The sequence below is a fragment of the Bradyrhizobium sp. SZCCHNS1022 genome (genome assembly GCF_032484835.1).
Classification (GTDB): domain Bacteria; phylum Pseudomonadota; class Alphaproteobacteria; order Rhizobiales; family Xanthobacteraceae; genus Bradyrhizobium.
This window is the reverse complement of record NZ_JAUETT010000002.1, coordinates 1,162,782-1,183,336: the sequence shown is the minus strand read 5'-3', so window position 1 is coordinate 1,183,336 and position 20,555 is coordinate 1,162,782. Positions and strand designations below refer to the sequence as shown.

General features: G+C 64.1%; 19 protein-coding genes. 18 read left to right on the top strand and 1 reads right to left on the bottom strand.

The window, feature by feature from the left end:
- The first annotated feature begins 183 nt into the window (after positions 1-183).
- From secG to QX071_RS19025, 5 genes are all read left to right on the top strand, one after another.
- Positions 184-570 (top strand): preprotein translocase subunit SecG, encoded by a 387-nt coding sequence (gene secG, locus QX071_RS19045; protein WP_315704165.1) that lies wholly within the window; start codon positions 184-186, stop codon positions 568-570.
- 167 nt (positions 571-737) lie between these two features.
- Positions 738-2,369, top strand: coding sequence for a CTP synthase (locus QX071_RS19040; RefSeq protein ID WP_315704164.1), 1,632 nt, complete (start codon positions 738-740; stop codon positions 2,367-2,369).
- A 75-nt stretch (positions 2,370-2,444) separates the two neighbouring features.
- Positions 2,445-2,771 carry an NIPSNAP family protein gene (locus QX071_RS19035; RefSeq protein WP_315704163.1) on the top strand — a complete coding sequence of 109 codons (327 nt, stop codon included), beginning with the start codon at positions 2,445-2,447 and terminating at the stop codon, positions 2,769-2,771.
- Between the two features lie 84 nt (positions 2,772-2,855).
- Positions 2,856-3,734, top strand: a complete 879-nt coding sequence (gene kdsA, locus QX071_RS19030) for a 3-deoxy-8-phosphooctulonate synthase (RefSeq protein ID WP_409977497.1) — start codon at positions 2,856-2,858, stop codon at positions 3,732-3,734.
- Entirely contained in the window at positions 3,734-4,942 is a 1,209-nt protein-coding gene (locus tag QX071_RS19025) for an MFS transporter (protein WP_315704161.1), read from the top strand. The genes kdsA and QX071_RS19025 overlap by 1 nt, the downstream gene beginning before the upstream one ends.
- Here the strand turns inward: QX071_RS19025 and queF are convergent.
- The gene (gene queF, locus QX071_RS19020) at positions 4,939-5,415 is read right to left on the bottom strand and encodes a preQ(1) synthase (protein WP_315704160.1); all 477 of its coding nucleotides are present in this window, start codon (positions 5,413-5,415) and stop codon (positions 4,939-4,941) included. The two genes, QX071_RS19025 and queF, sit on opposite strands and share 4 nt — an antisense overlap.
- Before the next feature lie 144 nt (positions 5,416-5,559).
- On the opposite strand from queF, the gene eno reads away from it, so the two are divergent.
- The 13 genes from eno (at position 5,560) to QX071_RS18955 (ending at position 20,438) form a co-directional block, all read left to right on the top strand.
- A complete protein-coding gene (gene eno, locus QX071_RS19015; RefSeq protein ID WP_315704159.1) occupies positions 5,560-6,843 on the top strand; it encodes a phosphopyruvate hydratase in 1,284 nt (427 codons plus the stop codon).
- A gap of 202 nt (positions 6,844-7,045) precedes the next feature.
- On the top strand, positions 7,046-8,188 hold the full coding sequence (locus QX071_RS19010; protein ID WP_315704158.1) for a zinc-binding dehydrogenase: 1,143 nt from the start codon (positions 7,046-7,048) through the stop codon (positions 8,186-8,188).
- A 116-nt stretch (positions 8,189-8,304) separates the two neighbouring features.
- Positions 8,305-9,303, top strand: a complete 999-nt coding sequence (locus QX071_RS19005; RefSeq protein WP_315704157.1) for an MBL fold metallo-hydrolase — start codon at positions 8,305-8,307, stop codon at positions 9,301-9,303.
- A gap of 128 nt (positions 9,304-9,431) precedes the next feature.
- The gene (locus tag QX071_RS19000) at positions 9,432-10,607 is read left to right on the top strand and encodes a serine hydrolase (RefSeq protein ID WP_315704156.1); all 1,176 of its coding nucleotides are present in this window, start codon (positions 9,432-9,434) and stop codon (positions 10,605-10,607) included.
- A gap of 140 nt (positions 10,608-10,747) precedes the next feature.
- The gene (locus tag QX071_RS18995) at positions 10,748-11,608 is read left to right on the top strand and encodes a hypothetical protein (RefSeq protein WP_315704155.1); all 861 of its coding nucleotides are present in this window, start codon (positions 10,748-10,750) and stop codon (positions 11,606-11,608) included.
- A gap of 167 nt (positions 11,609-11,775) precedes the next feature.
- A complete protein-coding gene (locus QX071_RS18990; protein WP_315704154.1) occupies positions 11,776-12,333 on the top strand; it encodes an NADPH-dependent FMN reductase in 558 nt (185 codons plus the stop codon).
- A 302-nt stretch (positions 12,334-12,635) separates the two neighbouring features.
- Positions 12,636-12,953, top strand: coding sequence for a septum formation initiator family protein (locus QX071_RS18985; protein WP_315704153.1), 318 nt, complete (start codon positions 12,636-12,638; stop codon positions 12,951-12,953).
- Between the two features lie 151 nt (positions 12,954-13,104).
- On the top strand, positions 13,105-14,070 hold the full coding sequence (locus QX071_RS18980; RefSeq protein WP_315704151.1) for a GAF domain-containing protein: 966 nt from the start codon (positions 13,105-13,107) through the stop codon (positions 14,068-14,070).
- Between the two features lie 286 nt (positions 14,071-14,356).
- Positions 14,357-15,874, top strand: a complete 1,518-nt coding sequence (gene adh, locus QX071_RS18975) for an aldehyde dehydrogenase (RefSeq protein WP_315704150.1) — start codon at positions 14,357-14,359, stop codon at positions 15,872-15,874.
- Positions 15,875-16,297: 423 nt separating this feature from the next.
- The gene (gene pdhA / locus QX071_RS18970; protein ID WP_315704149.1) at positions 16,298-17,329 is read left to right on the top strand and encodes a pyruvate dehydrogenase (acetyl-transferring) E1 component subunit alpha; all 1,032 of its coding nucleotides are present in this window, start codon (positions 16,298-16,300) and stop codon (positions 17,327-17,329) included.
- Positions 17,330-17,357: 28 nt separating this feature from the next.
- A complete protein-coding gene (locus QX071_RS18965; protein WP_315704148.1) occupies positions 17,358-18,758 on the top strand; it encodes a pyruvate dehydrogenase complex E1 component subunit beta in 1,401 nt (466 codons plus the stop codon).
- Between the two features lie 16 nt (positions 18,759-18,774).
- Positions 18,775-19,080 (top strand): DUF5076 domain-containing protein, encoded by a 306-nt coding sequence (locus QX071_RS18960; RefSeq protein WP_008968862.1) that lies wholly within the window; start codon positions 18,775-18,777, stop codon positions 19,078-19,080.
- A gap of 2 nt (positions 19,081-19,082) precedes the next feature.
- Positions 19,083-20,438, top strand: coding sequence for a pyruvate dehydrogenase complex dihydrolipoamide acetyltransferase (locus QX071_RS18955; protein WP_315704147.1), 1,356 nt, complete (start codon positions 19,083-19,085; stop codon positions 20,436-20,438).
- Positions 20,439-20,555 lie beyond the last annotated feature (117 nt).

The window sequence follows — 20,555 nt, the reverse complement described above, 5'->3', positions numbered from 1 at the left end:
GTAGTTCGCAAGTGGCTCCCGTAGCCATTCGGCGCTTGCGATGAGCGCGGACGCGATTATCTGCGGGGTAGAAATGCCGGTTTCGATCGTGTAACACCGCGCAAATTTCCGAAGAACCCGCAAAGCCCTTGCGACCCGGCCTCCGGCCCGGTTGCAACCTGGGGCTTGCGACTGAAGGTCATTATGCAGACTGTCGTCATCGTCGTTCACCTCATGATCGTCTCCGTTCTGATTGGCGCGGTGCTGCTGCAGAAGTCCGAAGGCGGTGGCCTGGGCATGGGTGGTGGCGCCGGATTCATGTCGAGCCGGGGCACCGCGAATCTGCTGACGCGGACCACGGCGGTGCTGGCGGCCGGCTTCTTCCTTACCAGCCTGCTGCTGTCCTGGCTGGCGGGCCTTGATCGCAAGCCGGCCTCGATCCTCAACAACGTCCCGGGCCAGACGCAGCCGGCAGGCGGTGCAACGCCGGTCGCGCCGGCCGGTGGCGGGCTGTTGGATCAACTGAAGAAGGCGGACGAGCAGCAGCAGAACCAGGCTCCGGCAGCGCCGCAGGCTCCGCAATCGCAATAATGCGGGGCCGCCATGCAGAAGCCGGCTGGCTTTCTGTCTGTGAATTTCTGAATTAACCGACTGAAAAGATTTCAGTTTTCCTGTAACCCACAGGCCCGCGAGCCACTTGCGGGCTTTGTGCGATTCGTTTTGGCGAATCGCGTCAGCGGCATTAAAGGTAAAGTCCCATGGCGCGGTATATCTTCATCACCGGCGGCGTGGTCTCCTCGCTCGGCAAGGGTCTGGCGTCAGCCGCACTCGGTGCGCTTCTGCAGGCGCGCGGCTACAAGGTCCGCCTTCGCAAGCTCGACCCCTATCTCAACCTCGATCCCGGCACGATGTCGCCGTACCAGCACGGCGAAGTGTTCGTGACCGATGACGGTGCCGAGACCGATCTCGATCTCGGCCATTACGAGCGCTTCACCGGACGTCCAGCAACCAAGCAGGACAACATCACCACGGGCCGCATCTATCAGGACATCCTGACCAAGGAACGGCGCGGCGATTATCTCGGTGCAACGATCCAGGTCGTCCCGCACGTCACCAACGCGATCAAGGAATTCATCGTCTCCGACAATGATCCGTTCGATTTCGTTCTGGTCGAGATCGGCGGCACGGTGGGCGACATCGAAGGCCTGCCATTCTTCGAGGCGATTCGGCAGCTCAAGAACGATCTGCCGCGCGAGCACGCGATCTACATCCACCTGACGCTGCTGCCCTATATCCCGAGCGCAGGCGAATTGAAGACCAAGCCGACCCAGCACTCGGTGAAGGAGCTGCGCTCGATCGGCATCCAGCCGGACATCCTGTTGTGCCGGACCGATCGCGAGATTCCGAAGGAGGAGCGGCGCAAGCTCGGACTGTTCTGCAACGTGCGCGAAAGCGCCGTGATCGAGGCCCGCGACGTCGACAACATCTATGCCGTGCCCGAGGCTTATCATGCGGCTGGCCTCGACGACGAGGTGCTGGCCGCGTTCGGCATTGCGCCCAAGATCCCGCCGGCGCTGGCCAGCTGGCACACCATCAACGAGCGCATCCGCAATCCGGAAGGCGACGTGACGATCGCGATCGTCGGCAAATACACCGGCATGAAGGACGCCTATAAATCGCTGATCGAGGCCTTGTCGCATGGCGGCATCGCCAACAAGGTCCGCGTCAAGCTCGACTGGATCGAGAGCGAGGTGTTCGAGAACGAAGATCCTGCGCCGTTCCTGGAGCACGTCAACGGCATCCTGGTGCCCGGCGGATTCGGCCAGCGCGGCGCCGAAGGCAAGATCCGCGCGGCACAGTTCGCCAGGGAGCGCGACGTGCCGTATTTCGGCATCTGCTTCGGCATGCAGATGGCGGTGATCGAGGCGGCGCGGAATCTGGTTGGGATTGCCGAAGCGAACTCGACCGAATTCGGCCCGACGCCGGAGCCGCTGGTCGGCCTGATGACCGAATGGCTGCGCGGCAACGAGCTCGAGAAGCGTTCCAAGAGCGGCGATCTCGGCGGCACCATGCGGCTCGGCGCTTATCCTGCGGTGCTGAAGCGGGGCAGTCGGGTCTCGGAGGTCTATGGCGGCGCCACGGAGATCTCCGAGCGCCATCGCCACCGTTACGAAGTCAACACCGCCTACAAGGATCGGCTCGAGCAGCATGGCTTGAAATTCTCCGGCCTCTCGCCGGACGGCGTGTTGCCGGAGATCGTCGAATATGAGGACCACCCCTGGTTCATCGGCGTGCAGTTCCACCCGGAGCTGAAGTCGCGGCCCTTCGAGCCGCATCCGCTGTTTGCGTCCTTCGTTCGGGCCGCGATGGTGCAGTCGCGCCTGGTGTGATGCTGCCTTTGACGGTGGCCGCGATTGTTGCGACAAGGCTCCCTGATCAAAGAACGACCGATTAGGGAGGAACCGATGATCTACGAAAGCCGCATCTATCACTGCATTCCCGGCCGCTTGCCGGCGCTGCTGAAGCGCTTCGAGACCGTCACGCTCAAGCTGTTCGAGAAGCATGGCATCCGTCCGGTCGGCTTTTTCACCACTTTGATCGGCGAATCCAACCAGGAGCTGACCTACTTCCTGGCTTGGGAATCGCTTGCGGAGCGCGAAACCCGTTGGACGGCGTTCGCGACCGATCCGGAGTGGCTCGCGGCGCGTGCGAAGAGCGAAGAGGACGGCCAGATCGTCGCCAATATTACCAGCCAGCTTTTGACGCCGACGGCGTTTTCGGCGATGCGGTAGCGCCGCGGCGGGCGCAGCGTCCGAGCTGCGCAACCCAGCCATTCGGTCGCGATTGCCGGTTGATCCCGGCCGCGCCATTGCGCCATGGTCGGACGCAACGAGGATGATCTCTTGAACTCAACCACACCAGCCGCGGCCGTCGTCACTGCCGGCTCCGTCAGTTTCGGCAATGCGTTGCCGCTCGCCGTCATCGCGGGGCCGTGCCAGCTCGAAAGCCGCAACCACGCGCTGGAAGTGGCCTCGGCCCTGAAGGAGATCGCGGCGCGGCTCAAGATCGGGCTCGTCTATAAGACCTCGTTCGACAAGGCGAATCGCACCAGCGCGTCGGCCGCACGCGGCTTGGGGTTATCGGAGTCGCTGCCGATCTTTGCCGAGATCCGCTCCTCGCTGGGCCTGCCGGTGCTCACCGATGTGCATGAGCCGGCGCAATGCGCCGAGGTGGCGCAGGCTGTCGACGTGCTGCAGATTCCGGCCTTCTTGTGCCGGCAGACCGACCTGCTGCTTGCGGCGGCCGCGACCGGCAAGGTCGTTAACGTCAAGAAGGGCCAGTTCCTCGCGCCCTGGGACATGGCCAATGTGGTGGCCAAGATCACGAGCGCGGGCAATCGCAATGTACTGGTGACCGAGCGTGGCGTGTCGTTCGGCTACAATACGCTGGTCTCGGACATGCGCTCGTTGCCGATCATGGCGCGTACCACCGGTGCGCCGGTCATCTTCGATGCGACCCACTCGGTGCAGCAGCCGGGCGGGAAGGGCACCTCCTCCGGCGGCGAACGCGAATTCGTGCCTGTACTGGCGCGCGCCGCGGTCGCGGTTGGAGTCGCCGGCGTGTTCATCGAAACCCATCCCGATCCCGATCACGCTCCTTCGGACGGCCCCAACATGGTCCCGCTCTCGGAGTTCGAGGGATTGCTGCGCACCCTGATGGCATTCGACGCGCTTGCCAAAGGGCAGGGGCGTTGATGCATCAGACCGTCGCCCGGCCGTCGGAACAGCGCTTCCCGCCAGCGATCAACATCATTGCTTTGGCCGGCTTCTCGGCGGCGCTCTCGACCAGGGCGCTCGATCCGGTGCTGCCGCACGTGGCCGACGATTTCGCCATCAGCATCGCCACGGCCGCAGGCCTCGCTGCCGGCTATGCCTTGATCTATGCGCTGGTCCAACCCTTGATCGGTGCGGCCGCCGATATGTTCGGCAAGGCGCGGTTGATGACGCTCTGCCTGGCGCTGCTTGGCGTTGCAAGCATCCTCGGCGCGCTCGCGAATTCGTTCGGCGCCCTGTTCGCAACCCGCATTCTCGCTGGCATCGCCTCCGGAGGCGTGTTTCCGGTCGCGCTCGGCCTGACGAGCGATCTGGTCGCGCCTGCCAAGCGCCAGGTCGCGATTGGCCGTACCTTGGCAGGGTCGATGGCCGGCAATCTGCTCGGCGCCACCGCGTCCGGCGTTATCGGCGATTTCATCGGCTGGCGCGGCGTGCTCGCGACGCTCGGCGTGCTCGGACTGATCGCTGCCATCGCGGTCTTCGCCGGTTTTCGCGGGGCGAGCCTGACGCATGCGCCGACGACCGACTTCGCAGCGCTCAGGAAGGGTTATCGCACAATCTTCAGCAATCCGAACACGCGCTACTGCTTTTCCGCGGTCTTCATCGAAGGCTGCTGCGTGTTCGGGCTGTTTCCATTCATCGCGGCCTTCCTGTTCGATCTCGGCGAGAAGTCGCTCTCGATCGCCGGCATCGTGATCGCGGGCTTTGCCGTCGGAGGGCTGTTCTACACCTTCACGGTGTCGCAATTCCTGCCGCGGCTCGGCGTCAAGGGCATGATGATCGCGGGGGCCGCTCTCGTCGGCCTGCAACTGATCGCGATCGCCTTTGGTCCGGGCTGGAAGGTGCAGTTTGCCAGCATGCTGCTGATGGGCTGGGGCTTCTACATGATCCACGGCTGTCTTCAGGTTTTCGCCAGCGAACTGTCTATCGAGGCGCGCGCGACCGCGATGTCGCTGCACTCGTTCTCCTTCTTTATGGGCCAGACCGTCGGTCCCATCGCCTATGGCTTCGGCGTCGTCCATGCCGGCAAGCTGCCGAGCCTGATGGCTGCGGCCGGCATCATGATCGCCCTCGGCTTTGTCTGCGCCGCGCTGATCCGGCAGCGGCCGCCGGCGGATGCTGTGACCTAGCCCCGCCCGCGATAGGGCGCCACGCCCTGGTCGGGCACCCACAGTCCCTTCGGCAGCTTGCCCGTCTGCCAGAACACGTCGATCGGAATGCCGCCGCGCGGATACCAGTAGCCGCCGATGCGCAAGAATTTCGGTTTGATCTCGGCCGCGATCCGCTTGCCGATCGCAACCGTGCAGTCCTCGTGGAAGGCGCCATGGTTGCGGAAGCTCGCCAGATAGAGCTTCAGCGATTTCGATTCCAGCAGCCATGGACCCGGCGCGTAGTCGATCACCAGATGCGCGAAATCCGGTTGGCCCGTGACCGGGCAGAGCGAAGTGAACTCCGGTACCGTGAAGCGGGTCAGATAGTCGGTGTCCTTCTGCGGATTGGGCACCCGGTCGAGCCGGGCGGCCTCGGGGCGATCCGGCCACGCAACCGCTTGTCCCAGCTGAAGTGGGGCTGAAGCCTCGGATTTGTCGGGTTTTTTCGCCATGGGGGTCTCCGTTCCACCCTCCCATAGCCAATCGCGGCAAGCCCGTCACGGGTGCTTGCTTCATTCTCCTTGGCCTTTTCGCACCCGCGGCCTTGCGCTAGAAGCGGCGCCGAACGGTTGACCCAAGAAACACATGAGGAACCCATGACCGCCATCGTCGACATCATCGGCCGCGAAATTCTCGACAGCCGCGGCAATCCCACGGTCGAGGTCGACGTCGTGCTGGAGGACGGCTCGGTGGGCCGGGCCGCGGTGCCGTCGGGGGCGTCCACGGGCGCCCATGAGGCGGTCGAGCTGCGCGATGGCGACAAGGACCGCTATCTCGGCAAGGGCGTGCAGCAGGCGGTCGAGGCCGTCAATGGCGAGATCTATGAAGCGCTCAGCGACATGGCGGTGCAGGACCAGGTCTCCATCGACCAGATCCTGATCGAGCTCGACGGCACCCCGAACAAGAGCCGGCTCGGCGCCAATGCCATTCTGGGCGTCTCGCTCGCCTGCGCCAAGGCGGCGTCGATCTCCTATGACATGCCGCTCTATCGCTATGTCGGCGGCGTCAATGCGCGCACGCTGCCGGTACCGATGATGAACATCCTCAATGGCGGCGTGCACGCCGACAATCCGATCGACTTCCAGGAATTCATGATCATGCCGGTCGGCGCGCCGACCTTCGCCGAGGCGCTGCGCTGCGGCTCCGAGATCTTCCACACGCTGCGCGGCGAGTTGAAGAAGGCCGGTCACAACACCAATGTCGGCGACGAGGGCGGCTTCGCGCCGAACATCCCGTCGGCGGACGCCGCGCTCGACTTCGTCATGAGCGCGATCGGCAAGGCCGGCTACACCGCAGGCGAGGACGTGATGCTGGCGCTCGACTGCGCCGCGACCGAGTTCTTCAAGGACGGCACATACGTCTATGGCGGCGAGAACAAGACCCGCTCCCGCTCCGAGCAGGCGAAATATCTGGCTGATCTCGTTGCGCGCTACCCGATCGTCTCGATCGAGGACGGCATGTCCGAAGACGACATGGACGGCTGGAAGGAGTTGACCGACCTGGTCGGCGGCAAGTGCCAGCTCGTCGGCGACGACCTGTTCGTCACCAATGTGGACCGTCTGTCCGATGGCATCAAAGCGGGCCGCGCCAACTCGATCCTGATCAAGGTCAACCAGATCGGCACGCTGACCGAGACGCTCGCCGCGGTCGAGATGGCCTACAAGGCCGGCTACACCGCGGTGATGTCGCACCGCTCCGGTGAGACCGAGGACTCCACCATCGCCGATCTCGCGGTCGCTACCAATTGCGGGCAGATCAAGACCGGCTCGCTGGCGCGCTCCGACCGCACCGCGAAGTACAACCAGCTCCTGCGCATCGAGGAGGAGCTGGACTCCCAGGCGAAGTATGCGGGCAGGGCGGCGCTGAAGGCGCTGGTCTGATCAACCCCGCACCCCGCTGGGCTCATGGTTCGAGACGCGCGGCGTTGCCGCGCCCTCACTATGAGCGGCGAGAATCTCGCGGCGGGCAAAATCCCCATCCTGAGGAGGCCGCCGCAGGCGGCCGTCTCGAAGGATGGCAACGACAAAGATTGCAGGCCCAGCTCGTTTCCATAGCTGGGTGCGAGCGGCAAGGGAGGACGGCATGACTGATGCGACGCATGGTCTGCAACTGCGCACATTGATCAAGGCGAGCGGCGAGCTCGAAATCTCGTTGCTCGACGTGCCGACTCCCGAACCCGGGCCCGACGAGGTCGTGGTGCGGGTCGAGGCGGCGCCGATCAATCCGTCCGACCTCGGGCTTTTGGTTGGAGCCGCCGATCTGTCGACCATGCAGGCGTCCGGCAGCAAGGAGCATCCGGTGATCACGGCGAAGGTGCCGGAAGCCGGCATGCGGGCAATGTCCGGCCGCGTCGGCGAGTCGATGCCGGTCGGCAATGAGGGCGCCGGTGTCGTCATCAAGACCGGCTCGTCCGATGCGGCCAAGGCACTGATGGGCCGGACGGTCGCGATGATCGGCGGCGCGATGTATGCGCAATATCGCTGCTTGAAGGTCGCGGAATGTTTGGCGCTGCCGGAGGGCACGACGGCGGCGGAAGGCGCCTCCTGCTTCGTCAATCCGCTCACCGCGCTCGGCATGACCGAGACCATGAAGCGGGAAGGGCACACCGCGCTGGTCCACACCGCGGCTGCCTCCAACCTCGGGCAGATGTTGAACAGGATCTGCCTCAAGGACGGCATTCCGCTGGTCAATATCGTGCGCAGCGCCGGGCAGGCGGAGATCCTGCGGAAGATCGGCGCCAAATATATCGTCGACTCCACTGCGCCGGATTTTATGGAATCCTTGATCAACGCGTTGGTCGAGACCGGCGCGACGATCGCCTTCGATGCCATTGGCGGCGGCAAGCTGGCCGGCCAGATCCTCACTGGCATGGAGGCCGCGATCAACAAGTCGGGCAAACGCGCCTACAGCCGCTACGGTTCGAGCGTGCACAAGCAGGTCTATATCTACGGCGCCCTCGATACGCGCCCGACCGAGATCGCGCGCTCCTTCGGCATGGCCTGGAGCGTCGGGGGCTGGCTGCTATTCCCGTTCCTGATGAAGATCGGTCAGGCCGACGGGCAGCGGCTGCGCCAGCGTGTCCTCGACGAATTGAAGACGACGTTCGCGAGCCACTACACCAAGGTGGTCTCGTTGACCGAGGCGCTCGATCCCGCCAACCTCGCGGTCTACGCCAAACGGGCAACTGGCGAAAAATTCCTTATCGACCCGAACAAAGATAAGTGACGTAAGGTCGCGCCCGGCGGCCGCTGCCGCCCTTGCCTTCTCGCCGCGGCCGGAGAAAATCCGCTCGCGAATGGATGCGGCGTGCGCCGCAAAACTGCTGAGGGGAGAAATTCGCCATGACCGATCTGAGCCGCCGTCAAGTTCTGGCCGCTGCCGCTGCTGTGGGAGCCGCAAGCGCGTTGTCGCCGCTCGGACTATCAATTGCGCGGGCAGCGGTGCCGGCGGCCGGCGCCCAGGCACCGGGCTTCTATCGCTACAAGGTTGGAGACTACGAGTGCACGTCGATCAATGACGGCGCGCGCACATTCCCGATGCCCGACAAGTTCGTCACCAATCTGCCGAAGGAGGAGGCCCTCGCGGCAGCCGACGAGGCCTACATGCCGAAGGGCATGGTGACGGTGCCGTTCAATCCGCAGCTGATCAATACCGGATCCAAGCTGGTGCTGATCGACACCGGCAATGGCGTCGCCAATCTCGAGGCCAGCAAAGGCGCGGTCGGCCGCACCTTGCAGAACCTCGCCGCCGCCGGCGTCGATCCCAAGAGCATCGACATCGTGGTGCTGTCCCATATGCATGGCGATCATATCAACGGCATCAGGCTCGCGGACGGCGCGTTGGCCTTCCCGAACGCCGAGCTCAAGGTGCCCGCCAAGGAATGGGAGTTCTGGGCGAGCGACGACAACGCCGCCAAGGCGCAGTCGGACCTGATGAAGGGCAACTTTGCAAACTTCAAGAAGGTGTTCGCGAGGCTCGAGGGCAAGGTCACCAAGTATGATTGGGACAAGGAGGTCGCCCCCGGCATCACCGCGATCGGGACCCCCGGTCACACGCCGGGCCATACGTCATTCGCCGTCGCCTCGGGCAACGCCAAGGTTCTCATTCAGTCCGACGTCACCAACATTCCGGAGTTCTTCCTGCGTAACCCGGATTGGCACGTGATGTATGACACCGATGCCGAACTGGCGCAGGCGACGCGGCACAAATTCTACGACATGGCCGCAGCGGAGAAGGCAACGGTGATCGGCTTCCACTTCCAGTTTCCGTCGGTCGGCCACGTCGAGAAGAACGGCAGCACATACCGGTTGATCCCGGCGCCCTGGAATCCGGTGATCTGACCATCCGGCCCTTCAACCTCGCAGGTCGCCGGAACGGCGGCCTGCCTGCTTTTGCAGCGTCGCGGCATCTTTTGTTCTGGGCAGCGCGAGTCTATCTATCTCGCTTCGCAAATTGACCCGGACTGTGAATGTCGATTGATCCTTTGCCCGCGCGCGCCGACCGATCCAACTGGCGCACGGCGCCGTACAGCCGCCAGGCATTCCGCAACATCCGCGCCATCCTTCCCGTCGCCGATATCGAAAGTGCCCCGGGCAGTGCGTGGCCGTTGCCGGCGCGCCCGCGAGAGTTCGACGACTTCAGTTTGAAGCTGCCGAATGGATCGCGCCTCGATCTCGCGGGCTTTCTCAAGACCACCGCCACGGACGGGCTCGTCGTGCTGCATGACGGCCGCATCGTCTTCGAATTCTACGATGGCGGCCTGGATCGCGAGACGCCGCACATCCTGATGTCCGCGACCAAGTCGATCACGGGCCTGATGGCCGGCATCTTAGTGGGGCGCGGCGAACTCGACGTGAACGCGGAGGTGACGACCTACATCCCCGAAGTTGCCGCGACGGCCTATCGCGGTGCGACCATTCGCGAACTCCTGGACATGCGCGCGGGCGTCGTGCTGGACGCTGCAGGGTTGCAAGCCTATGCCGATGCGAGCGGCTGGGAGCCGGTGGCGCCCGGCGCGACGGCCGACTTGCACGGCTTCTACGCAACGATGCGGGCGCAGGCGAAACCGCATGGCGGCCCGTTCAGCTATGTATCGGCCAATACCGATCTGCTCGGCTGGGTGATCGAACGCGCTACGGGGCGCAGCTTTGCCAATCTGGTCGGCACGCTGCTGTGGAAGCCGATGGGCGCCAGCGGAGAGACTTACATCACCGTGGATGCCAAAGGCGCGCCGCGCTGCACCGGCGGCTTCTGCGCGACGCTGCGCGACTTTGCCCGCCTCGGCCAGCTCGTACTCGCAAATGGCCATCGCGATTCCAACCAGATCATTCCGGAGCGTTGGATCGAGGACATCAGGCACGGCGGCGATGCCGAGGCCTGGCGCGAGGGACAGTGGCGCGACAGCTTCGCGGCGATCAGCAGGAACATGCATTACCGCAGCGGCTGGTACGTCATCGACGACGCGCCGCAGCTGCTGTTCGCCATGGGCATCCACGGCCAGAACCTGTTCGTCGATACCGTCAACAACATAGTCATTGCGAAGGTCTCGTCCTGGGCGCAACCGGTCGAGCCGCAGGCGATCTGGCTGACCCACAAGGCAGTCGCTGAATTCACGCGCTGCATCGGGGAGGATGCGGGCCGGTAGCGATCGTTTCGCGGCAGCCCATGATGCGGCGCGAGCGAGCACTTGTGCGGACCGCAGGCGAAGTTGATTTTGATCAAGGCTCTTGGCGAAGCCAAGCGCAAATTCCACCTCACGTTGTGAGTAACGGGATGGGGTGGTCCATGCGCGTTTGTATCCTCGCCTTTGCGCTTGTGATTGCGGTGTTCGCATCGACCTCCTCGGCGCGGGCCGGCTGCTGGCCGAGCGAGAATTTCCCGATCGTCTGCTTTCTGGATACCCAAGGCATCGGCTGCGTTCAGTACCACGCGCTGACGAGTGCCAAAGCCGTTCAATATCCCCAGCCGCGCTATTCGATCTATGAGTTCGAGACCACGCATTGGTGGAAAGGCGGCAAGGAGATGGCCTGTCCGCCGAACAAAACAGTCAAGCTCACCGGCGTGTGGGATCGCGAGACGGGGAAGGCGGAGGAGACGGTCTCCAACGGCTGGTCAAGCTGGTCACAGAACGCCACTTGCACCAACAATCCCTGGACCGGGCAGGGGCCGTCCGGCGTGCCGCTTTGCTCATTCCCGACCAACGATCCCAATGCGGGGCTTCCCGCCACATCCGCCATGCTGACCGCTGCGCAGAAAGACAACCTGCTCCACATCCAGGAGCCGCTGCATACGCGTTGCCAGCTGCTGTCTCCATCGGAGTTCGGCGCGACTTCGCTCGCCAAGCCTTCGATCGTCGAGGTGATCGTTGCACATCACGAGTTCCAGACCATCCAATGGCATCTGTTGTTCCTGGATCATGGCGATCTCGGACCGTGGCACGAGGTTGCCCCGCCGAAGCCGAAGGCGGTGATGATTTGGCAGGGCACCAGATATTCCGAGCGCCGCATCGCCACGTCACGGCGGAAGTTCTGGCTCAACAAGCCGGGTCATTGGAAGGTCGTTGCCATTCCAACCTTGCAGACCGCACAAATGAGCGCGACGATGGTAAGCTTGGAATGTCCAGGAGCGGACTTCGACGTGCAATGACGTGTCGACGGCGCCAGTTGCCCCCATGCGGTGTGGCACGAACATGATGATGTCGGTCGCGACCATCGGGAAACGCTGAGTTTCTAAAAACTCATGCTTCATGCACTTGCATGATTTTCTCATGAGAGTTAAGTCGCCCGACCTCTTTTGGCTCGAAAGGACGCCTGATGCCTGGCCCGTATTCTATCGTTGCGCTCGTCGGCAGTCTCCGCAAGGAGAGCTTCACGCTCAAGATCGCCAATGCCATGGCCAAGCTGGCGCCGGCGAGCCTCTCGGTCGCCGTGACCACGCTGCATGATCTGTCCTTCTTCAACCAGGATATCGAGGCCAATCCGCCGGCGGATTGGCTGAGGCTGCGCGAGAAGCTGCAGCACTCGAATGGCGTCCTCATCCTGACGCCGGAGTACAACCGCTCCATTCCCGGCGTCCTGAAAAACGCCATCGACATCGCTTCGCGCCCCTATGGCAAGAGCTCATTCCTGGGCAAGCCGATCGGCATCGTCTCGAATTCGCCCGGACCGCTCGGCGGCGTATCGGCAGCCAAGCATTTGCAGACCATCATGCCCGGCATCTCTGGCCCGATCATGGGGCAGCCGGAAATCTATCTGAACGGCGTCGGTGACGCGTTCGATGACCAGGGCGAGTTGACCAAGGACTCGCTGAAGGTGGTGCTGCAGCAATATCTTGAAGCGTTTGCCGCGTTCGTGGAGAAGCAGAACAGGTGAGACGGCAGCTTGCTCAGATTGTCACAGCGCTCGCGGCGTGATCGCGACAACCTCGCCCCGCAAGCGGCAGGGTATCGATAGGAAAAAACTCGGCCGACGATCTCTCTCGCGGTCGTCCTTCGAGACGCTCGCCTCCGGCGAGCTCCTCAGGACGAGGGTTTGTTTTGCGGCAAATGACAGACCCTCATGGTGAGGAGCGCCGCTTGCGGCGCGTCTCGAACCATGAGGCCCGGTCGGGTTCGGCTGCTTGCGATGGTCCTGCCTTAAGGCTGCCTTAACCAAGTCGCCGCATCCTGCGGCCCATGGTCTCCCGCGCGCGTCTTAAATCATTCCTGACCGGGCTCGCCCTGTACACGATGGCGGCGGCCATCATCGGCTATTTCGGCATCAACGCCTATACCGGGCGCTACGGCCTGACCGCCCGCCAGGAACTCGACCAGGAGATCATCGCGCTGACCTCGGAGCTGGTGCGGCTGAAGCAAGAGCGCGCCGACAGCCAGAAGCGGGTGTCGCTGTTGCGCGCCGACCGTATCGATCCCGACATGCTCGATGAACGGGCACGCTTTCAGCTCGATTATGCCAACCCACACGATCTGGTCAGGATCAATCATCCGCGGTAATCTCGTCTTCCGGCCCGACGCCGCAGCCGAGGAGAGCTCAGGTACGGGCGCGTGACGTCCCGGTCTGTCTGTCGGTTTCCAAGTTTGACGCAGATCAAACGGAGCCGGGCCGGCTGCCTTAGCAGTGGTTCTGGGAGGAGCGCCAAACGCGATGAATAAGCGCGAGCTCGTGCAGCATGCAACGCTGGTTGAGGCCGCCATCGCCTCCGGCCACGCGGCGAAATCTGCCGTCGTAGCGTCCTGGAGCCGCTCGTCCCGATTCCATCAGCTCGATCCCGCCGGCACCCGGCCGCCGCTCCGGCTGACCGAGGCCGAGCTTGCGCGGATTCGTGAGAGGGCCGCGCCGCTGCTGCAGGCTGCCCGGCCGATCATGGACCGGCTGTATCAGGCGGTCGGGGCGACAGGCTGCTCCGTCCTGCTGGCCGCCGAGGATGGCGTTCCGGTCGATCGCCGTGGTGCCGCGGCCGACGATGCCACCTTCGAATCCTGGGGGCTTTGGACCGGTGCGGTCTGGAGCGAGGCGCACGAAGGCACCAACGGCATCGGCACGTGTCTCGTTGAAAAGCGGCCGTTGACGATCGACCGCGATCAGCACTTCTTCACGCGCAACACTTTGCTGAGCTGCACGGCCTCACCGATCTACGATCATGACGCCAAGCTGGTCGGTGTGCTCGACGTCTCTTCCTGCCGCGCCGATCGCACCGAAGCCTTTGCGGATCTGATCACGCTGGCCGTCGGTGAAGCGGCCCGCCGCATTGAAGCCGAGATGTTCAGGGCCGCTTTTCCGAAGGCGAGGATGGTCCTTGTGCCTGCGCCGGACGGCCATGGTGGCGGGCTGCTTGCGGTCGATGCCGATGACCTCGTGGTTGGCGCCACGCGCTCCGCCCGCTCGTCCCTGGGACTTGCGCCGGACCGGACCTTTCAGCCGATGCCGGCGGCCGACCTCCTGAGCGGGCCAGGGGCAGCACTGGAGCAGTTCGGCGATGTCGAGCGCGGGGTGCTGCAACGCGCGCTGCTGCGGGCGCAAGGCAACGTCTCGGCCGCGGCCAAGGCGCTCGGCGTCAGCAGAGCCACGCTCCACCGCAAGCTGAAGCGCTTCGGCCTCAACGGGCACTGACCGGCCTCTCACCGTTCTTGGGCCTGCAAGGGCGCGCGACGCAGGATGTGGCTGCGCCCGCGTGCAACCGGCGCTTCGCTCATCGTGCGCGGAGCAAACTGTCGCAGATCTGCGACAGTTCCGGGGAGCGAGCCTTGGCGCCCCGGCTGACAGGTCGGCCCTCTCACGACATCGTTCGCCACGTCGCAGCCACGCGAACCGCCCCTGCAAATCGCCGATCTCAAGCCGCTTTGCCGGGCCAAGCGCAGCGACGAACGATGCAACAAAACATTGGGAGTAACACGCCATGAACAAGCCGGAATTCCTGACTGCAACCACGTCGCCCTTCGCCGAGCGTTATGACAATTTCATCGGCGGCAAATGGGTCGCGCCGTATTCGGGCAAATATTTCGACAACGTCTCGCCGGTGACCGGCCAGGTCGTCTGCAAGATCGCGCGCTCGGACGCCCAGGACATCGAAGCCGCGCTCGATGCCGCCCATGCCGCAAAGGATGCGTGGGGACGGGCCAGCGTCGTCGAACGCGCTATCGTCCTCAACCGTATCGCCGATCGCATGGAGGCCAATCTCGAACGCCTCGCGGTGGCCGAGACCTGGGACAACGGCAAGCCGATCCGCGAGACCCGCGCCGCCGACCTGCCGCTCGCAATCGATCACTTCCGCTACTTTGCCGGTGTCGTGCGCGGCCAGGAAGGCACGCTTGCCGAGATCGATCACGATACCGTCGCTTATCACTTCCACGAACCGCTGGGCGTGGTCGGACAGATCATTCCTTGGAATTTCCCGCTCCTGATGGCGTGCTGGAAGCTCGCGCCGGCGCTCGCGGCCGGCAACTGCGTGGTGCTGAAGCCGGCCGAGCAGACGCCGGCTTCGATCATGGTCTGGATCGAGCTGATCGCCGATCTGCTGCCGCCTGGCGTCCTCAACATCGTCAACGGCTTCGGCCTGGAAGCCGGCAAGCCGTTGGCGTCGAGCCCGCGGATCGCCAAGATCGCCTTCACCGGCGAGACCACGACGGGCCGGCTGATCATGCAATATGCCAGCCAGAACCTCATTCCGGTGACGCTCGAGCTGGGCGGCAAGTCGCCCAACATCTTCTTCAAGGACGTTGCGGCCGAGGACGACGACTTCTTCGACAAGGCGATCGAAGGTTTCGTGATGTTCGCGCTCAACCAGGGCGAGGTCTGCACCTGCCCGAGCCGCGCGCTGGTGCATGAAGACATCTTCGACAAGTTCATGGCGCGCGCGCTTGAGCGCGTTGCCGCCATCAGGCAGGACGATCCGCGCAATCCGGCGACCATGATCGGAGCGCAGGCCTCGAACGAACAGCTCGAAAAGATCCTCTCCTACATCGAGATCGGCAAGCAGGAGGGGGCAAAGCTGCTCGCCGGCGGCAAGCGCGCAGAGCTCGGCGGCGATCTCGCCGGCGGCTTCTACGTCCAGCCCACCGTGTTCCAGGGCAACAACAGGATGCGCATCTTCCAGGAAGAGATCTTCGGGCCGGTCGTGTCGGTCACAACCTTCAAGACCGATGACGAGGCGCTGGCGATCGCCAACGATACTCTCTATGGCCTGGGCGCCGGAGTCTGGAGCCGCGATGCCAACCGCTGCTACCGGTTTGGCCGGGCGATCCAGGCCGGCCGGGTCTGGACCAACTGTTATCACGCCTATCCGGCGCATGCCGCGTTCGGCGGCTACAAGCAGTCCGGCATCGGGCGCGAGACGCACAAGATGATGCTCGACCATTACCAGCAGACCAAGAACCTCCTGGTCAGCTACAGCCCGAAGAAGCTGGGCTTCTTCTAGAGCATGGTCCGGAAGGCTGGAAACCGGTTTTCCGAAAAGATCATGTTCAATCAAAGAGATGAGATCCTGATGCGATTCTTTCTAATCTCATCATGATCTAAGGACCCGACTTTCTCTCCCTGACTGGACCCCGGCGGTATCGCGCGATGAGCGCGGTGCCGCCGATTTTTGTGGTGAATGGGCTTTGACCGACGCCGGACATCCTTTCCGGGAGGTGCGCAGCCGGCAGCGCTATAGAGTGGTGGCCTGCCGCGCTCTTGAGCAATTCAATATCGCCAGCGGCCGTAAGTCTTTGCAAAACTTTCATCTGCGCTGCACTGCGGCATAGCAAAACTTTTGCCGTGCGACGGCAATCCTTCCACCCCGGTTTGAGTTGGGATAGAGAGGGCCGTTCAATCTTCCCCCTTTGAAGCCGGAATCGCTATGGCCGCACCTGCCGCACCCAAGAAAAGCGCTGCAAAAGACGTAAACGCGGAAAAGGGAAGCGGGCCGCCGCCGGAATTTACCAGAGAGCAGGAACTGACCGCGCTGCGCGACATGCTGCTGATCCGCCGCTTCGAGGAGAAGGCAGGTCAGCTCTACGGCATGGGTGCGATCGGCGGCTTCTGCCATCTCTATATTGGCCAGGAGGCGGTCGTCGTCGGCATGCAGATGGCGCTCAAGCAGGGCGATCAGGTCATTACCGGCTACCGCGATCACGGTCACATGCTGGCGACCGGCATGGACGCCAGGGGCGTCATGGCCGAGCTGACCGGCCGCCGCGGTGGGTACTCCAAGGGCAAGGGCGGCTCGATGCACATGTTCAGCATCGAGAAGCATTTCTACGGTGGCCACGGCATCGTCGGCGCGCAGGTCTCGCTGGGTACGGGCTTGGCTCTCGCCAATCGCTACCGGGGCAACGACTCGGTGTCGATCGCCTATTTCGGAGACGGCGCGGCCAACCAGGGCCAGGTCTATGAGAGCTTCAACATGGCCGAGCTCTGGAAGCTGCCGGTCGTCTATGTGATCGAGAACAACCGCTATGCCATGGGCACCGCGGTGACCCGCGCCTCTGCGCAGACCGACTTCTCCAAGCGCGGCATCTCCTTCAACATTCCTGGCGAGCAGGTCGACGGCATGGACGTGCGCGCGGTCAAGGCCGCCGGCGAAAAGGCGGTGGCGTGGTGCCGCGAAGGCAAGGGCCCGTACATTCTGGAAATGCAGACCTACCGCTATCGCGGCCACTCGATGTCGGACCCGGCCAAGTACCGCACCCGCGAGGAGGTCGAGCAGGTGCGCCACGACCACGATCCGATCGAACAGGTGCGCAATCGCCTGCTCGCGGCGAAGGTCAGCGAGCAGGATTTGAAGGCGATCGACGCGGATGTGCGCAAGATCGTCAACGAGGCCGCCGATTTCGCGCAAGCCGATCCCGAGCCCGATCCGTCCGAGCTCTACACCGACGTTTATCGCTAAGCGCAGACGCTGTTTTTCCGGAGCTGATATGCCTATTCAAGTTTTGATGCCTGCGCTGTCGCCGACGATGGAGAAGGGCAACCTCGCCAAATGGCTGAAAAAGGAAGGCGAGCAGATCAAGTCGGGTGACGTGATCGCCGAGATCGAGACCGACAAGGCGACCATGGAGGTCGAGGCGACCGATGAGGGCACGCTCGGCAAGATCCTGATCCCCGAGGGCACCGCTGATGTCGCCGTGAATACGCCGATCGCAACCATCCTCGCTGATGGCGAGAGCGTTGCCGATCTCGGCAAGGCGGCAGCGCCGGCACCCGAGATGAAGGCCGCGCAGTCCGCGCCGCCGGCCGCCGAGACGACCGGCGCAATGCCGGCCTCGCCGGCGCCGACCGGTGTGGCAGCGCCACAGAGCGTCGCCGAGCCCGACCCCGAAGTGCCGGCGGGCACCGAGATGGTGACCATGACCATCCGCGAGGCGCTGCGCGACGCGATGGCCGAGGAAATGCGCCGCGACGCCGACGTCTTCATCATGGGCGAGGAGGTCGCGGAATATCAGGGCGCCTACAAGGTGACGCAGGGCCTTCTGCAGGAGTTCGGCGCCCGGCGCGTGATGGATACGCCGATCACCGAGCATGGCTTTGCGGGCGCCGGAGTCGGCGCCGCGATGGCGGGCCTGAAGCCGATCGTCGAGTTCATGACTTTCAACTTCGCCATGCAGGCGATGGACCAGATCATCAATTCCGCCGCCAAGACGCTCTATATGTCCGGCGGCCAGATGGGCTGCTCCATCGTGTTCCGTGGACCCAATGGTGCCGCGGCGCGCGTCGCCGCCCAGCACAGCCAGGATTACTCGTCCTGGTACTCGCACGTTCCGGGCCTGAAAGTGATCGCTCCCTATTCGGCCGCCGACGCCAAGGGGCTCTTGAAAGCTGCGATCCGCGATCCCAACCCGGTGATCTTCCTCGAGAACGAGGTGCTCTACGGCCACTCCGGCGAGGTGCCAAAGCTCGACGACTACGTGATCCCGATCGGCAAAGCGCGGATCGCACGCGCCGGCAAGGACGTCACCATCATCTCCTGGTCGAACGGCATGACCTATGCGCTCAAGGCGGCCGAGGAACTCGCCAAGGAGGGCATCGAGGCCGAGGTGATCGACCTGCGCACGCTGCGCCCGATGGATACCGAAACCATCGTCGCCTCGGTCAAGAAGACCGGCCGCGCGGTGACGGTGGAAGAGGGCTGGCAGCAGAGCGGCGTCGGCGCCGAGATCGCCGCGCGCATCATGGAGCACGCTTTCGACTATCTCGATGCGCCAGTGATGCGCGTCTCCGGCAAGGACGTGCCGATGCCTTATGCGGCCAACCTGGAGAAGCTGGCACTGCCCTCGGCCGCTGAGGTCGTGCAGGCCGCGAAATCCGTCTGCTACCGCTAAGCGCCGAGGAGACACCATGGCCGGCCCCAAGGAGCAGCCGCTGCCGCCCGACGTCATCGGCCGCGAGGACGCCACCGAAGTGTTGCGCGCCTTCGTGCTCGACGGTGGCCTCTCGATCGCGTTCCAGCGCGCCTTCGAGGAGCCGGACGTTTGGGGGCTGTTGCTGGTCGATGTGGCCCGCCATGCTGCGCGCGCCTATGCGCGCGAGACCGAAATGTCCGAAGACGAAGCGCTCTCGCGCATCGTCGAAATGTTCGAAGCCGAGCTGGCTCGGCCGACCGATATGGGCACCACCACCCCAAGGTCGAAACAAGGTCACTGATCATGCCGATCAATATTCTGATGCCCGCTTTGTCGCCGACGATGGAGAAGGGCAATCTCGCCAAATGGCTCAAGAAGGAAGGCGACAAGGTCAAGAGCGGCGACGTCATCGCCGAGATCGAGACCGACAAGGCGACCATGGAGGTCGAGGCCGTCGATGAAGGCACGCTGGCCAAGATCCTGGTGCCGGAAGGCACGCAGGACGTCGCCGTCAACGACGTGATCGCGGTGCTCGCCGGCGACGGCGAGGATGTGAAGGCCGCCGGCAGCGCGGCACCTGCCAAAGCGCCGCAGGCCGAGAAGGCACCTTCAGCTGAAGCGCCGAAGCCGGTCGCTGCACCGGCTCCGGCCGCGGCGCCGGCGGCTGCAGCGAAGCCGGCCGCGGCTCCCGCACCGCAGGCTGTGGCGCCTGCGCCGCAGATGAACGGCCACGAGCGCGTGTTCTCTTCGCCGCTCGCGCGTCGCCTCGCCAAGGATGCCGGCATCGATCTGTCGCGCATTTCCGGCACCGGTCCGCATGGCCGCGTCATCGCGCGCGACGTCGAAGAGGCCAAGGCGGGCCGTGGCCTGAAGGCTCCGGCCGCCGCGCCTGCGGCTGGTCCCGCGCTCGCCCCGTCGATGTCGGACAAGCAGATCCTGGCCCTGTTCGAGCCGGGTTCATACGACATCGTGCCGCATGACAATATGCGCCGGACCATCGCGCAGCGCCTGACCGCGGCGGTGCAGACCATTCCGCACTTCTATCTCACGATCGATTGCGACATCGGCAAGCTCCTGGCCGCGCGCGAGGAGATCAATGCGGCTGCGCCAAAGGACAAGGAGAAGAAGCCGCTCTACAAGCTCTCGGTGAACGACTTCGTCATCAAGGCGATGGCGGTCGCGCTGCAGAAAATTCCGGACTGTAACGTGAGCTGGACCGAAGGCGGCATGGTCAAGCACAAGCATTCCGACATCGGCGTCGCGGTGGCGATGCCCGGCGGCCTGATCACGCCGATCATCCGCAAGGCCGAGACCAAGACGCTGTCGGCGATCTCGGGCGAGATGAAGGATTTCGCTGCGCGTGCGCGAGCACGCAAGCTGAAGCCGGAGGAATATCAGGGCGGCACCACGGCGGTGTCGAACCTCGGCATGTACGGCATCAATCATTTCACCGCGGTCATCAATCCTCCGCACGCGACGATCCTCGCGGTCGGCACGTCAGAGGAGAGGCCTGTCGTTCGCGATGGCAAGATCGAGGTCGCGAGCATGATGAGCGTGACGCTGTCCTGCGATCACCGCGCCATCGACGGCGCGCTCGGCGCTGAACTGATCGGCGCTTTCAAGCAGCTGATCGAGAATCCCGTGATGATGATGGTGTGACGTGCCATCATCGCGAACGCAGCGCAGCGTTGTAGGGTGGGCAAAGGCGCTTTGCGCCGTGCCCACCATCCAACAAGCTCGCCGTTTGACGGTGGGCACGCTTCGCTTTGCCCACCC